This window comes from Rodentibacter ratti (assembly GCF_002000485.1).
Classification (GTDB): Bacteria; Pseudomonadota; Gammaproteobacteria; order Enterobacterales; family Pasteurellaceae; genus Rodentibacter; species Rodentibacter ratti.
Genome location: NZ_MLAJ01000002.1, coordinates 253,659 through 267,499 on the forward strand (window position 1 = coordinate 253,659; position 13,841 = coordinate 267,499).

At 40.1% G+C, this 13,841-nt stretch carries 21 protein-coding genes and 3 tRNA genes; 21 read left to right on the forward strand and 3 right to left on the reverse strand.

From position 1 onward, the window contains the following. The first annotated feature begins 45 nt into the window (after window positions 1–45). A tRNA-Ser gene (locus BKG94_RS02045) sits at window positions 46–135 on the forward strand. 199 nt (window positions 136–334) lie between these two features. Beyond that, window positions 335–1,546 carry a tyrosine-type recombinase/integrase gene (locus tag BKG94_RS02050; RefSeq protein ID WP_077433721.1) on the forward strand — a complete coding sequence of 404 codons (1,212 nt, stop codon included), beginning with the start codon at window positions 335–337 and terminating at the stop codon, window positions 1,544–1,546. Between the two features lie 28 nt (window positions 1,547–1,574). Here the strand turns inward: BKG94_RS02050 and BKG94_RS02055 are convergent, their stop codons facing one another. After that, window positions 1,575–1,835: a hypothetical protein gene (locus tag BKG94_RS02055; RefSeq protein ID WP_077433723.1), complete on the reverse strand. Its 261-nt coding sequence runs from the start codon at window positions 1,833–1,835 to the stop codon at window positions 1,575–1,577. A gap of 226 nt (window positions 1,836–2,061) precedes the next feature. Between BKG94_RS02055 and BKG94_RS09950 the strand changes: the two genes are divergently transcribed. From BKG94_RS09950 to BKG94_RS02150, 19 genes are all read left to right on the forward strand, one after another. Further along, window positions 2,062–2,244 (forward strand): hypothetical protein, encoded by a 183-nt coding sequence (locus BKG94_RS09950; protein WP_077433725.1) that lies wholly within the window; start codon window positions 2,062–2,064, stop codon window positions 2,242–2,244. A gap of 89 nt (window positions 2,245–2,333) precedes the next feature. Continuing rightward, window positions 2,334–2,642: a helix-turn-helix transcriptional regulator gene (locus BKG94_RS02065; protein ID WP_244156996.1), complete on the forward strand. Its 309-nt coding sequence runs from the start codon at window positions 2,334–2,336 to the stop codon at window positions 2,640–2,642. Between the two features lie 2 nt (window positions 2,643–2,644). Further along, window positions 2,645–3,337 (forward strand): hypothetical protein, encoded by a 693-nt coding sequence (locus tag BKG94_RS02070; RefSeq protein ID WP_077433729.1) that lies wholly within the window; start codon window positions 2,645–2,647, stop codon window positions 3,335–3,337. 10 nt (window positions 3,338–3,347) lie between these two features. Continuing rightward, entirely contained in the window at window positions 3,348–4,286 is a 939-nt protein-coding gene (locus BKG94_RS02075) for a P2 family phage major capsid protein (protein WP_143538883.1), read from the forward strand. Next, on the forward strand, window positions 4,286–4,507 hold the full coding sequence (locus BKG94_RS02080) for a hypothetical protein (RefSeq protein WP_077433731.1): 222 nt from the start codon (window positions 4,286–4,288) through the stop codon (window positions 4,505–4,507). The genes BKG94_RS02075 and BKG94_RS02080 overlap by 1 nt, the downstream gene beginning before the upstream one ends. A 103-nt stretch (window positions 4,508–4,610) precedes the next feature. Beyond that, window positions 4,611–4,874: a type II toxin-antitoxin system RelE family toxin gene (locus BKG94_RS02085; RefSeq protein WP_077433733.1), complete on the forward strand. Its 264-nt coding sequence runs from the start codon at window positions 4,611–4,613 to the stop codon at window positions 4,872–4,874. Between the two features lie 11 nt (window positions 4,875–4,885). Beyond that, a complete protein-coding gene (locus tag BKG94_RS02090; protein WP_077433735.1) occupies window positions 4,886–5,278 on the forward strand; it encodes a helix-turn-helix domain-containing protein in 393 nt (130 codons plus the stop codon). 57 nt (window positions 5,279–5,335) lie between these two features. Next, window positions 5,336–6,250: a hypothetical protein gene (locus BKG94_RS02095; RefSeq protein WP_077433737.1), complete on the forward strand. Its 915-nt coding sequence runs from the start codon at window positions 5,336–5,338 to the stop codon at window positions 6,248–6,250. 33 nt (window positions 6,251–6,283) lie between these two features. Next, on the forward strand, window positions 6,284–6,604 hold the full coding sequence (locus BKG94_RS02100) for a helix-turn-helix transcriptional regulator (RefSeq protein ID WP_244156997.1): 321 nt from the start codon (window positions 6,284–6,286) through the stop codon (window positions 6,602–6,604). Window positions 6,605–6,613: 9 nt separating this feature from the next. After that, window positions 6,614–6,922, forward strand: a complete 309-nt coding sequence (locus BKG94_RS02105) for a transcriptional regulator (RefSeq protein ID WP_077433741.1) — start codon at window positions 6,614–6,616, stop codon at window positions 6,920–6,922. 13 nt (window positions 6,923–6,935) lie between these two features. Next, entirely contained in the window at window positions 6,936–7,607 is a 672-nt protein-coding gene (locus BKG94_RS02110) for a host cell division inhibitor Icd-like protein (RefSeq protein WP_077433743.1), read from the forward strand. Further along, window positions 7,600–7,779 carry a hypothetical protein gene (locus BKG94_RS02115; protein ID WP_077421902.1) on the forward strand — a complete coding sequence of 60 codons (180 nt, stop codon included), beginning with the start codon at window positions 7,600–7,602 and terminating at the stop codon, window positions 7,777–7,779. Before BKG94_RS02110 ends, BKG94_RS02115 begins: the two co-directional genes overlap by 8 nt. Beyond that, window positions 7,772–8,110 carry a hypothetical protein gene (locus BKG94_RS02120; RefSeq protein WP_077433745.1) on the forward strand — a complete coding sequence of 113 codons (339 nt, stop codon included), beginning with the start codon at window positions 7,772–7,774 and terminating at the stop codon, window positions 8,108–8,110. Before BKG94_RS02115 ends, BKG94_RS02120 begins: the two co-directional genes overlap by 8 nt. Then, entirely contained in the window at window positions 8,100–8,414 is a 315-nt protein-coding gene (locus BKG94_RS02125; protein WP_077433747.1) for a hypothetical protein, read from the forward strand. The genes BKG94_RS02120 and BKG94_RS02125 overlap by 11 nt, the downstream gene beginning before the upstream one ends. Further along, on the forward strand, window positions 8,411–8,593 hold the full coding sequence (locus tag BKG94_RS02130; protein ID WP_077433749.1) for a hypothetical protein: 183 nt from the start codon (window positions 8,411–8,413) through the stop codon (window positions 8,591–8,593). The genes BKG94_RS02125 and BKG94_RS02130 overlap by 4 nt, the downstream gene beginning before the upstream one ends. A 9-nt stretch (window positions 8,594–8,602) precedes the next feature. Next, window positions 8,603–9,607, forward strand: a complete 1,005-nt coding sequence (locus tag BKG94_RS02135; protein ID WP_077433751.1) for a tyrosine-type recombinase/integrase — start codon at window positions 8,603–8,605, stop codon at window positions 9,605–9,607. 17 nt (window positions 9,608–9,624) lie between these two features. After that, the gene (locus tag BKG94_RS02140) at window positions 9,625–9,921 is read left to right on the forward strand and encodes a hypothetical protein (protein ID WP_143538884.1); all 297 of its coding nucleotides are present in this window, start codon (window positions 9,625–9,627) and stop codon (window positions 9,919–9,921) included. A gap of 8 nt (window positions 9,922–9,929) precedes the next feature. Continuing rightward, a complete protein-coding gene (locus BKG94_RS02145; RefSeq protein WP_077433753.1) occupies window positions 9,930–12,131 on the forward strand; it encodes a DUF927 domain-containing protein in 2,202 nt (733 codons plus the stop codon). A 501-nt stretch (window positions 12,132–12,632) separates the two neighbouring features. Continuing rightward, entirely contained in the window at window positions 12,633–13,076 is a 444-nt protein-coding gene (locus tag BKG94_RS02150) for a hypothetical protein (RefSeq protein ID WP_077433755.1), read from the forward strand. Between the two features lie 453 nt (window positions 13,077–13,529). Here the strand turns inward: BKG94_RS02150 and BKG94_RS02155 are convergent. After that, window positions 13,530–13,606, reverse strand: a tRNA-Arg gene (locus BKG94_RS02155). Window positions 13,607–13,658: 52 nt separating this feature from the next. After that, window positions 13,659–13,735: transfer RNA gene (locus BKG94_RS02160), tRNA-Pro, on the reverse strand. Window positions 13,736–13,841 lie beyond the last annotated feature (106 nt).

The following is a 13,841-nucleotide window of genomic DNA, read 5'->3' on the forward strand; positions in this document are numbered from 1 at the left end:
TTGACTAAATTTCTGCAAATCTTTATAGTTTGCGCACCTCAACACGGTGAGATGTCCGAGTGGTTGAAGGAGCACGCCTGGAAAGCGTGTATGTGGGAAACTGCATCGGGGGTTCGAATCCCCCTCTCACCGCCATGTAGCTTGTCAAATAACGTCTTTTCTGTCAAAAAACAACGTAAAAACAAGACTTTAACAGCTTTCTATTTGTTGTTTTCGTTCGCTATTGTTTGTCTTTGTTGTCGTTTTTAACTCCCTATTTAACTCCCCAGCCATTTGGGATTACTTTTTGGGGAGTTAAAACGGCTAATGTTTAACCATAACAAAGGCTTTCATTATGAAATTAGTAAAACCTCTCTCCGATTCCGCTATTCAATCTCTCAAATCCAAAGAGAAAGAGTTTAGAAAATATGACGGCAAAGAATCCGGGCTTTTTATCCGTGTTATGCCGAGTAAAAAGAAAACGTTTTATTTTGAATATAAATTTGCGAAAAAGCTAAAGAAAATCAAGCTGGGCGATTATCCGGTTCTTTCGCTTACTAGGGCGCGCGATATGGCGCTTGAATATAAAAGGCTTGTTCTTCTTAATATTGATCCGCATGTATATCGTGAATCTTTACTTAATCCGGTAGAAGAAAAGAAAATCACCTTTGCAGAAATGGCGATGAAATGGCGTGATAAGCGCTTGAAATTGGGGAAGCTCAAGGCGCAAACAGTCAATGAGGCATTTCGCCGTGTGGAGTTGCATTTATTCCCTAAAATCGCAGATTTGCCGATTGATGAGGCAAATTATGAGACTTTTGCGCCGGCACTTTTACCGCTGAAAAATTCTAATACACTTTATAAAATCAATATTGCGATTAATCAGATTTTCAGAATGGCAGAAAATGAGAATTTAATCCCCAAAAATCCATTCAGAAATATCCACGATGAATTTACATACGTGGAAACAAAAAATCATCCGACAATTGCGCCCGAAGAATTGCCAAGATTATTTAAAGTGTTGCAAGGTGCGAATTTAGAAAAGCCAACAGAATTATTAATTGAATGGCAACTTTTAAGCATTTTGCGTAGTTCGGAAGCGGTTAAAATTGAATGGGCGGATATTGACTGGGAGGCGAAAGCCTTACATATTCCGGCTGAACGAATGAAAGGTGGTAAACGCCCTCATAGTGTTCCGCTTTCCTCTCAAGCCTTGAATGTGTTAGAACAAATGCGCCGTTATACCGGCAACCGTAAATATGTGTTTTGTAGCCGCATTGCGCCTTATAATCGACCGATGAATAGCGGCGCAGCTAACGTAGCATTGAAGCGCATAGGGTTTAAAGATCTCTTGGTGGCTCACGGTTTACGCAGTATTGCCAGCACTTATTTACATGAATTAGACCGTTTTTCGTCTGAATCAATCGAATTATGCCTTTCGCATGAAAACAGGGGCAAAGTTCGCAAGACGTATGATAAATCTAAAAAATGGAAATCAAGACAAGCCATTATGCAATGTTGGGGCGATTATGTAGAGCAATGCAAGTTAGAGGCGATGAAAGCCTAGACCATCACAGGGCGGAGCGTTCCGCCCTTTATTCTTCCTCACACTCGTCTTCATCCTCGCATTCTTCATCATAGTAAGGCTCAACATAGTAATCTTGATGTTGTTTATTCCTCGCCTTTTGCTCTTCTTTTTTATCTTTGTAATGCTTGACGACTTTATAGACAACATAGGCGGCGACCGCTTTTTTAATTATGCCACTGCCCTTTTTCTTTTTTTCCGCTATTGCCGGATTGATAAAACCCAATGCAACCACGGCGACAAGCGCATAAGATAGCCCACGTTTAAACATTGATAAACCCTTGTCGTTACTGGTTTTTCTATGGGTTTATTATATCAAAAACACAAGCCCAACAATACTAAAACGCCTAATTTCCCCACTAATTTTTAAACGATTTGTCCTTGCGAAATATCGCTAGCAAACCCTCGCCACGCCGGCACACTTTTTATAGTGATTTTAACGCAAATTTTAAAAGCCATTCACACCTTGCCAATACTGGCGCACCTCGATATTTGAAATGTTCGTTTATCAACGCAAACCAACGCAGAAAAACGCAAAATTTAGGCGTAAAAATGCCAATTTAGCCCAATTTTTAGCATCCAAAATTGGACAGTTCCCAGCATTGATAAAAAGTGCGGTTGAATTTGCCCTTAATTTTTCCGCCGATTTTGTGAAACACCCCTCCACACTTGCCACTTAATGCGCGCCATGCCTGATTTATCCATAATAAAAACCACTCCGAGGCGTAACGCACGGACACACAGCGCACCAAATTTTTTTAGGTGAAAAATGCAACAAGGCAATCAGGCAAAAAACGGGCTAACCTCGCTTACTCGTTGGCTAATGGATACAAGACACCACCCCATAAGGCAAATGATGACGGACAACACACAAAAAGAACGGTTTTTAAGAGTGGATGACGTGATAAACCTCACGGGGCTTTCACGCTCCACCATTTACGACAAAACACGGCTGGGGAAATTTCCCGAAGCCGTCAATCTAGGCGGCAATGCGAAAGCATGGCTAGAAAGTGAAGTGCGCGCATGGATGAATGCACGCATCGAACAACGCAACAACAAAGCAAAAGCAGGTAACTAAACATGATCCAAATCACACTAAAGAACCCCGAAAAACAAGCGAAATTAACCGCACTTTTAGGTGATTTCAATAGCAAAAAAGCGACACTCATCGCCCTTTCCGATGAATTGAGTACACTCGAGCGCAAACAGGCAAAAAATAACGCCACGATTGCGGCAGTACGCCATGAATTTGAAACGGAAATTGCAAAAATCAAGGCGAAATTTGAGACAGAAAGCGAGCTCACCCTTGACGATTACAGCGCCACACAAAAATTAAAAGCGGAATTAAAATCACGCGTAGATTTCTTCACCGCCTTGAATGAAGACTTAGAGCAAAAACTTTACGACAAGCGCGAAGAAGTTTACACCGCCAAACAAGATTTTCTCACCTTCCGCAAGCAGATTTACCGATTCACCGCGGAAACCTTGATTGATGAATTTATGGCGCAGAATAAGGCGAAAATCGCACTATTTAAGGGCTTATTTGTTCAATCCGGTGAATATGACCCACTAACAGAAAAAGACGGTCATGATGAATTTAATTCACTCATTATTAAAAAATTCAACGTGGAATTAACCACACCGGAAGAATTAAAGCTCCCACCGTTAGCACTTGATTCTAGCTGGAAACCGAAAACCCCAACGCAAAAACACGTTGAGCGCTTTCAAGTGCAAGAAGAAAAAGGCTTAAAACGTTTATTAACTGAAATGTAAGGATGACAATATGCAAAAACTCACTCAAGAAAAATTTACCGCCTACAAAAACGAATTTGAAGGCGTAGAAATGCAAGAATACAGCCATTTCAACGACCACGCCAAAGTGGAAAAGATTATTAAACAAGGCATTAAAAACCACGCTTTTTTAAGCTTAATCACCACAAAATTTGTTGAAGATTCGCCAAATAAAGCCTATGCACTCTCTTTGCCGATTGTCAGCAACACAGACACCGACAAGCACGCCCGAGAACCGCGCAATATCGTGCAAGATGTAACCCCTTTTGAGTGCGCCCAAATTAATCTCGACGTTCGCCTTTTGCATAGCGAACTGGATCTTTTTACTGAAATTGATTTTGAAAAAGCCCTTAATGCCCGTTTAGGCGGAGAATTTGCGAAAAATCTCGCCATGGTAGGTTTTCACGGCACACACCGTGCAAAAGATTCCGAGCCACAAGCCCACCCACTGGGCGAAGATGTGGCGAAAGGTTGGCATGCACAGCTAAAAGAAAAAGCACAAGTGATTCAAGCTGCTGAATTAAGCGGACAAACCACCGCCCAACTTATCAAAAAGGCTCTTGAAAAATTGCCGGCAATACTTCGCGAAAGTGGTGATTTAATCGCAATTTGCGGGCGAAATGTTTTAGACGGTGCACTGATTCAGCTTGAGTCGAAACAGCTTAATGCACAAAATGGCGTGCTTTTAACGGCACAAAACCTTATCGGGGGCTTGCGTGCAATCAATGCGCCTTTCTTTCCGGCAAATTGCATTCTAATTAGCACGCTTTCAAACCTTGCCATTTACCTAAAACAAAACACGGCACGCCTATTCTTCAAGCAAGAACTGCGCGAAGATAGCCTAAATGTTTATTTTTCGGTGCAGATTGATTATTTGCTGGAAAATTACCGCCATGCGGTTTTAATTGAGGGCATTGAGGGGCGAGCATAATGGAAGAAAAAACCATTGAAGCGCATGCAGCGGATTTACTCCACGCCACAAACCTATTTTTGAATCACAGCGTGCAATGCTTAGTTAAACAAGGCGCCATTCAGTCTGGTGAAAGAAATGCGCTTATGCGTGAATATTCAAGGCTTATGGCAGAACAAACCCGCATATCTGACCGCACTTCAAGCGAAATTCAAGCTCATTCCTTTATTTTTAGTTATTAACCCACTGCCCCGAAAAGGGGCTTTTTACTTTTCTAATTTTCTTATTGATGAAAACTAAAAATAGCTTATAATCTAATTATTCAAATATACCTAAAGGATCCCCATGAATCGCGTAAACTGGACAAAAGACGCGTTACGGCAGCTTTTAAAAATAGATAGTAGGTATCAAAAAGCGATTAGAGAAAAGGCAAATGCACTTGAAACTTTTCCAAACGAAGCGCTAGATACCAAAAAATTAAAAGGTGAAGAAGGGAAATGGCGGCTAAGGGTAGGCAATTACCGTATTATTTTTGAAGTTATCAACGGAGAGCCGAAAATCATCAACATTCAAGCCATAAAACGCCGTAGTGAACGCACTTATAGCTAGGAGAAAGCAAAATGAATCTAAATCACCGATATATTAACGACCCACAAGGGAAACCGGAATTTGTCATTTTACCTATTGCGGAATATGAAGATTTATTAATGAAAGCAAGTCCTTTTGATGATGAAAATTCCGCAGAATGGGAAGATATTCCCCTTGTTCCTACCGAAGACGGGGCGGAATTAATTCCTAATGATGTAGTGAATATCATGTTTAATCAAGACGTGAGCCTATTGGCAGCGTGGCGCATTTATCGCAATCTTTCGCAAGCAGAGGTAGCAGAACGCACTGGATTAACTCAATCCGCTATTTCTCAAGCTGAACGCAAAGAAAGCAAACCACAAAAAAAGACCCGTGAAAAACTGGCGAAAATTTATCAATGCAACCCCGAACAATTAGAAATTTAAACCATATAAAGAAAGCCCTATTGATGGGCTTTCAATTTATTTAAGGATTCATCAAAAATGACAAAAAGTAAACCCACTTTACCGCCGAGAAAATGGTATAGCTTGCAACAAGCAGCGGATAAATTAACAAGAAAATTTAATGAGCCGGTAACAATAGAGGATTTAATTCATTACTGGATTCACGGTTATTTAATGTTTAGCGTGAAAATGGAATATAACGTTCTATCATTAAATATAGGGAATAATCGTTTCCTTCAAACAAAAGAAAATGATTTACCCCAAATTATTTTAGCTAATGAGATAAGAACCATAAGCGAGAAAGACTTTGAGTTAGAAAATATATTTTTTGCACAAACATTTAAGCAAGCAAAAGAAAATGAATTTAGACTTTGGGCAGAGAGAAAAAGCTTTAAATTTATAGGCGATAAGATAAATGATGTAAGAAGATTGTTAGAATGTTTACCGGTTAAAGAGGATGATATATTAAGAATGAATGGTTTTTTTAACTTTCCTTTTCATCATCACCCAAGAAAAATAAAAACAGAAGAAACAATATTAAATAATGGATTAAACCTAGATCTAGGGATAAATTATCTGCTCACTCCAAAAAATAATGAACAAAACAGGTTATTATTTATTTTATACTTAAAAGAAAATCAAAATATTCACTTCAAGATTAATGATTTCTATATACTGCATTCAGATTTTGACGATTTTATTAATGGCAAGAAATACACGGACGAAATAAAAGGAAAGATTGAAGAAATTGAAAAAGAAAAAACATCACCCCGAAAACAAGCCAACCAAGCTGAATTTATTAAAGCCTTACTCAAATTGCACTATGGCATAGATGAACCGGAAAAAGCGAGAAGCCTTTTAAACGGACAATTAGCCAAAAAATTTGCCAGTGCTGGAATAGAGATTAACATCACGCCGGAGACGCTTAGAAACTGGCTTAATACAGCAAAATAACCTTTCATTTTTTTGGAAATTTCCGAACTATTTTTGGAAATTTCCACTCTTCAAAAAATCCATTCCCTACCATACCACCCCGACAAACAAGACAAAAAAGCACGTTATTTGACAACACCAACAATCAAAGGGGAACGTATGGAAAAAACCATTGATTCACAACAACGTTACTACTCAACCGCCACACTTTGCGAAATGCTCGACGTTTCTCGCAGTTGGCTATGGGAACAATCAAAAGCCGGTAAATTTCCAAAACCGGTTAAGTTTGGGCGCTTGGCCCGTTATCCGGTTGAAGCCGTGGAGCGTTATTTAGCGCAGCAAAACCACACCGCAGAAAACCCCAATGCGCACTAAGGGGGCAAGATGAGCGGATTAACGATTTATTGCCCATTTTGCGGGCATAAAGTAGGTATTCGGACAAGTAGCAAACTTTCTTTACTGGTTACCAGTGCGCGCCTTTATTGCCCGCAATGCAACCAATTACAAGCGGAATTTGTGGGGCAAATCACCAACATTCGCCGCGCGGTTTTTGTGGATTGTCCGGAAGCAAACGGCTGGGAGAAAAGCGAAAAAGAACTTTTGAAAGAGGCGGGGATGAAACCCATGACCAATGAGGAACGTTTATCACAGCTTAAAACATCTGGCAATACACAAGGCAAGCTCAATTTCTAGCCTTGACGCCGAAATGCAGCCAAAAGAAAGCCCCCGCGGGAACGGAGGCTTAAATCCTAAACCAACTAATTATCTAACCATAACTAAGGATTCATTTATGAAAAATGAACAGGCATATTATAGCCAAAAATCAAGCATTTATCACCAAACGCACAAAAAAAGCCGTATTTTGTCAAATTCAGCCTTGACAGTTAAAACGAAATTAAACTATATTAAATCCGCTTTAGCAAAATCTAGAGTACGAGCCTCGAAACTCGTTTTTATACACAAGGCGAACAGCACGCCGGATCGTGCTTTTTTTGTTCGTAGCGTTTACGCACCCATTCAATATAGCCTATTTTCTGATAGTCTATTCTCAATGGTAGCGCATAGCGGGAAAGGTTCCGCCCTTTGCCGTGTTCCTTGTGTAACGGTTTTCGAGCCCGTTATGTGCTACCGCCCAAGCCTCGAAACTTTAGCGGTAGTTCCTCAAAATTTACACAAGGAAACCGCAGAGATGATCTACAAATTTCTATGCGTGAATCGCACGCACCCGCACTTTAATTTGTGCGTTCAAACTATTCAAGCCAACAGCGAAACCAACGCGCGCCTAAGCTTGAGCGCCGATTTTCAATGCCTTTCACTTATCGCAAAAATCAACCCGAAATTTGACTGCACTTTTACGCAAGGGGGGATTTATGCCTAATCTTTCCCTTAAAGCCCTTTTACGCTCCCTTATCCAAATTCACCGGATAGAGCGCATTTATATCACTATCAATTACATCAATGACAACAGCATAAATCAACACGTTACCGGCAATGCAAATAATATGGCGGGGCGTGATGTGAACATATCAAGAGGGGGAGAAAATGAGTAGTAAATTAATTCAAACCCATGAAGGCATTTTAATTTATCGCGACCCCAACAAAGAGAAAAAAACAAATCCTTCCTTGTTATTGATTGATGAATTAAATGTGCGTTTCAACGTTCCGACACAGCCGGAAGAACGAGATTTAACAGATTCCCTCGCCTTTTTTGGCGTTTGCTATTTAGCCTTAATCAAAGAGCTAAACGGCACGCCTATTTTGAAGTGGTTGGATAACCGCCTATGCGATGTTTATTCACAAAACGGGCGTTACCCACTCGAACAAACGCTTGAAAAATATGCACAACTCAAGGCACAGCAAGGGGGCAAAAATGGCAATTAGTATCTACTCTCTCACCGATGAAAATAATCAAACCGCTTACTATGCCGTAGTGAAAATTCAAATCAAGCGGCAGAAACTCATTTCAAGCCGCTATTTTGAATCAGACAAAGCCACCGCCCGCCAATGGGCAAAAAGCGAAGAAACAAGGCTGAAATTAGAAAATGGCGGAAAGGTGAGCAATATCGAAAAAGTAACCTATGCACGCCACACCGCTTTACAACAAAACAGCAGCGCAAAAGCCTTTAATGATTTATTCAAAATCATGGGCGCAAGAAAACCACAGCCACAAGGAGCAACAGCATGAACACCTATTCTTTACACTTTCCCAACGGCGCAGAATTGGAATTTTTCGCCAGTGATAGCGCGCTATTTAGTGAGGCTTTCCCGTGGCTTGCTATTCCCGAAAATGAGAAAGCGGCAGAAAGACGGAAAAAACAAAAACGCAAAGCCCAACGCCTAGCACGCCGTAAGAATCGGAAATAAGGGGGAATTATGGCAACCATTATCAAAAGAAATAAAGGATGGCGCGCGCAAGTGCGCCGTAAAGGCGTTTCAAAATCGGAACAATTCCGCACTAAAGCCGAGGCTATCGCATGGGCAAAGGAGTTAGAGGAAAAAATCATTAATGGTACTTATCACACGGGGATCCCTTATATCACCTTTGCGGATGTAATCGATAAGTACATCAAAGAAGTAAGCCGCTATAAGAAAAGTTACCGTGAAGAACGACTGCGCCTTTTCCGCTTAATGGATATGCCGCTAGGGCGCGTTTATTTAGTGGATTTAAAGGAAGATGATTTTAGGTTATGGCGTGATGAACGCCTTTCTAAAGTCAGCGTGGCAAGCGTTTTACGGGAATGGAACACCCTTTCCCATATTATGACAATGGCGTGCGGTGAATGGAAATTCCTGAAAGAAAATCCCCTTAAAAACGTGCGCAAACCGAAAACCCCGCATGCACGCACACGCCGTTATAGCCATGAGGAAATCGAACGCTTGAAATTTGTTTCCGGCTTTTCACTTAACCGCGCCCCACTCACCGCATTAAGCCGAGCGGGAGCGGCGATGTTATTCGCCCTTGAAACCGCCATGCGCGCCGGTGAAATTTGCAATGCAAAATGGAAAAATTACAACCGGCAAACGAAAATTTTACATATTCCGACCAGTAAAAACGGACACCCGCGCAATGTTCCGCTTTCAACAAAAGCCGTGGCGATTCTCGACACAATGGAACGTTTAAGTTTTGGTGAAGAAGAGCCTATTTTTCAATTAACCGCCCGAAACCTCGATGCAAATTTCAGAAAGCTGAAAGCACGAGCGGGGCTTGATGAAGCTGATTTACATTTTCACGACACAAGGCGCGAAGCCTTAACCCGCCTTGCGGAAAAAGTGGACGTAATGACCTTGGCAAAAATCAGCGGCCACCGAGACATTAAAATTTTACTGAATACTTACTATTCGCCAAAAATGGAAAATGTAGTCAGCCTTTTGGGCTAATCATTAAGGAACAAAAAATGCAAGAAATTCAACAAGAACCAAAATTAACGCTGGCAAGCCTGAAACGCATTCTTGCCGATTATGACGAACGCCTAAACCGACTTGAAAACGACAAGGCAACATTTAGCCCTGATGAAATCTGGACAGCCCGCCAAGTGGCAGACTACGCCAAAATTTCATACGGCTATTTAATGCAAAAACTTATTCACGATCCGCACTTTCCGGCAAGCGTAGGCACACCAAAGAAAAACGCCCCGAAAAAATACCGCGCTGGCGATGTGATTGCGTTTTTTAAGAATAGAAATCAAGGTTAGGGGGAGTTATGGCATATAAAAAACAACCGCCAAAAGTACCGCACTTTGACGAACAAGGGCGTGTAGCCTATGAACATATTTACGCTTTGATCGGTGATAAAGCGTGGAAGGCTTGGGGATTTGGGAAGGAGAAAGGCAACGGGCTAGAATGGGGACTATTGCGTGATAAATTAGGTTTAGGCAATGATTATAAGCCGATCATTTTAGACGCTGAAAAATTGGCAAATGCGGGAAATTATCAGATTTTAAAAGAGGATGTTCATGCCGTGACGTTTTGCCGATTTGGCAACGTGGTAGAAGAGCAAGAAAACGCTCTACTATTGGCACTTGCAACAAATAGCAAAGTTAAGAAAGTATTTTTTGCCGATAGCCTAGGAGAAAATCAAGAAGAATTAAGCCGTCGTTTAGATGATCTGCGCAATAACGCAGAATCACGGAATATTGCCGAGATGCGCGTAGAATTTATGAATAAACCGGAAATGCCAAAACGTGAGCCTTATGTTGAATATCGTGAAAATGGAAAAATAAAAGGGTTGCACAAAATTGAACCGGTATTAGATAAAAAAAGCGGTGAAATTCTTACAGAGAAAATAACATGGATTTGCGACAATTTAGCGTTAGTAGGTGAAGGTAAAACCACAAGCGGTGAATATTATTATTTGTTCCAATGGCAAAACCGAGACGAAAACACCCCTAGAACTGTTGCGATTGCCCGTGAAGATTTTGGCACAGATACCGGCTGGAAAATGTTGAAAGCTCAAGGCTTGAAGATGACACAGGGATCGGGATTAACTCAAAAGCTCACCGAGCATTTTCACTTTAATGGCGACCACTTCACGCAGTGGACTGTAACTGATGTAACAGGCTGGATAAATAGCGCGTATTTATTGCCGAATGGGGAAATTATAGGCACACCAAGCAAGCCCATTTATTTTACAGATCGCAGCAGCTCAAGCCTAGGCTATACCACTAGCGGAACCCTTGCAGATTGGCAGCGAGAAATCGCACAAAATGTGAAAGGCAACGCCTCAATGATGTTGGGGGTTGCGGTTGCACTTGCCGCGCCAATGATCTCACTCTTAGGGCGTGAATCTTTTGGCGTGCATTTATTTGCGGAAAGCTCAAAAGGGAAAAGCACCACGTTAAACATAGCCAATAGTATTTACGGAAACCCCGAGAAAATAAAATTAAGCTGGAGTACCACCGCCACAGGCGTTAAAAATGAAGCCGCCGCACGCAATGATGGCTTTATAACGCTAGATGAAATAGGACAAGCGAAAGATGCAAAAGAGTTAGGTTCGATTGCATATGATTTATTCAATGAAACAGATAAAAACCGCGGTGAAAAAACGGGCGGTAATAGACAAATAAAACGCTGGAAAGTAACCGCACTTTCAACAGGTGAAAAAGACTTAGAAACACAGCTAAGACTACAGAACGTAAAAGTGCATGCCGGTCAATTAGTGCGGCTTTTAAATGTTCCACTGGAAGAGGCGAATAATATTCATCAATTCCCGAATAATAAAGCCCACGCCGACCACCTGAACGAAAAAGTGCAAGAATGCTTTGGCGTGATTGGGCGTGAATGGATCGCTTTCCTTGCCAACAATGCGGACAGCATAAAAACCACCTATAAAGCAATCCGGCAAAAATGGTTAGATTTATCTAGCAATATGAGCGGACAAGTTCAACGGGTCGCCGGTGATCGTTTCGCCGTGCTTGAAACCGCGTTATGCTTAGCCAGGGATTTAACCCAATGGACGGAAGAAGAAAGCGCACAAGCCATTTTGAAAAACTTTCTTAACTGGAAAGAAGAGTTTGGCGAAAACAGCCGAGAGGAAAAAAGCATTATAGACAGCCTCACAGATTGGCTTTTAGTGAATGAATCTTGCTTTATTGAATATCCGGCTGATCCGAATGCCAAAACACCGCCCAAGATTGCCGGAGTTAGAGTGTTGGCAAATGGTAAGGAAAGGGAGTACTACTTTATTTACACAAAAGTGTTTGATGAAATAACGGATGGCTTCCCCAAAAACATGGTAAGGAACGTTCTTTTTAATTCCGGCATAATGAAGAAACCAATGACACCACAAAAAGGCTATAACGAGTATTTATTCAAGATACCCGTAAAAATGCTAGGGAAAAGCCCGAGGGCTTACAAAATCATGCCGTTTTCAGACGAGGCGGATGACACGGAAGAAAACGACTAAATCCACAAAGAAGCAAGGCGCAAAACCTTGCTTTTTTATCACCAATGAAAAGATTTTTTGCCAAGGCATAAGAAATTTATAGGAACAATAGGAATTAAAGAAATAAATAATATATTAATCAATAAGTTATATAAATAATCTATTCCTATTTAGTGCTTTATAGTTCCTATTTCATCCTGTTTTATTCCTATTTTTGCCTTTTTCATTCCTATTTTGAAAAATCACCTTTTTCCATTCCTAAAAAATTCCTGTTCTGTTCCTATTTGGAAAACTAAAAATAGGAACACTTTTCAGAATTTAACTATTTGAAAAATAAGATGAAAAAATTTTTGTTCCTAAAATTCCTGTTTTTCCTATGAAAAAAACATACTTACAGAAAAAAATTATTTTTTATGAAAAATACTTGGTGGGGCTGATGATGATCTTTTATATGAACAAAATGTTTTTATTTTTTTCTACTTGTCTTAGAATCAAGCATAATGACAACTAGGATACAAGAAAATGATTACATTATTTTTGGTTTTGATAAGTGTTCCAGTCTATTTAGTGATTGCAGGACTTATAATTGGGGGAACATATTTTATCAATATTCTCCCAATGCTCCTTTCAATCTACTTAATAATCGTCTTTTTGGTGTATATGTTTACCCCGCTAAAACCATGGTTTAATAAACATCAAACTAAAATAAACACGATTGGAAAATTACTCGCTTTAATCCTGTTTGGTCCATTAATCGTAGTGTTGGCCGGTGCAATTCTTGCATTACCTTTCGTCATAATTTATGCAATAGCTGATAACCCGTTCTTATGGTATGCCATTATTTTGTTTTTTATTGGAATCTTTGCATATAACACGAAAAAAGATCTCGAACGTAAAAGAGAAAAACAAATTTGGAAAGAAACGCAAGAACGTGCGGCTATGCACAAATTCTTTTATCGTGAATAGAATCAAAGCCAATAATTAAACGAAATTTAAAGATTGACCTAAGAAATGTTTTTCTTGAAAATGCCGCCAAGCAAAGACAAATAATAGATTTTAACTCCCCAAGATACTCCCTACACTATAAAGGGGAAGTTAAAGAAGCTAGGCATATCAAGGCTTGACAGTAAAAAGTGATTGTTCCCTCTCGCCATTTATCTATTCTCTTTCTTACACAAGATTCCTTTTATCAGGCTTAATTATCAAAACAGCAACATTTTCATACAAAAAATTCTAAGCTTTTAAAATAGCCTTCAGACTTTATTAAATGGATGAATTGGAAAAGAAGCGATCTCGATCTATTTGTTCATATATGTTTCCGCAAATATACTTAATTTGTATTTATGTAAATACAAAAATTTATTGCGTAAACCCAACAACAATTACGAATAACGACGGATTAATAAACGAAAAGGCAAATGGCACGCCCTAAAGGATTCGAACCTTTGACCCACGCCTTAGAAGGGCGTTGCTCTATCCAGCTGAGCTAAGGGCGCATTTAAGGATTGTATCTTTTTTTATGAAGTTCCAAGGGAAATATAAAAGAAGTGGTCGGCGAGATAGGATTTGAACCTACGACCCACTGGTCCCAAACCAGTTGCGCTACCAAGCTGCGCTACTCGCCGATAAGTTTGCCTAATTATAGTGAGCTTTCTTATTCAGTCAATCAATTTTTATTATTTTTATATTTGATTGCTCAAAATTATTTCAATTTCAATATTCAACATATTT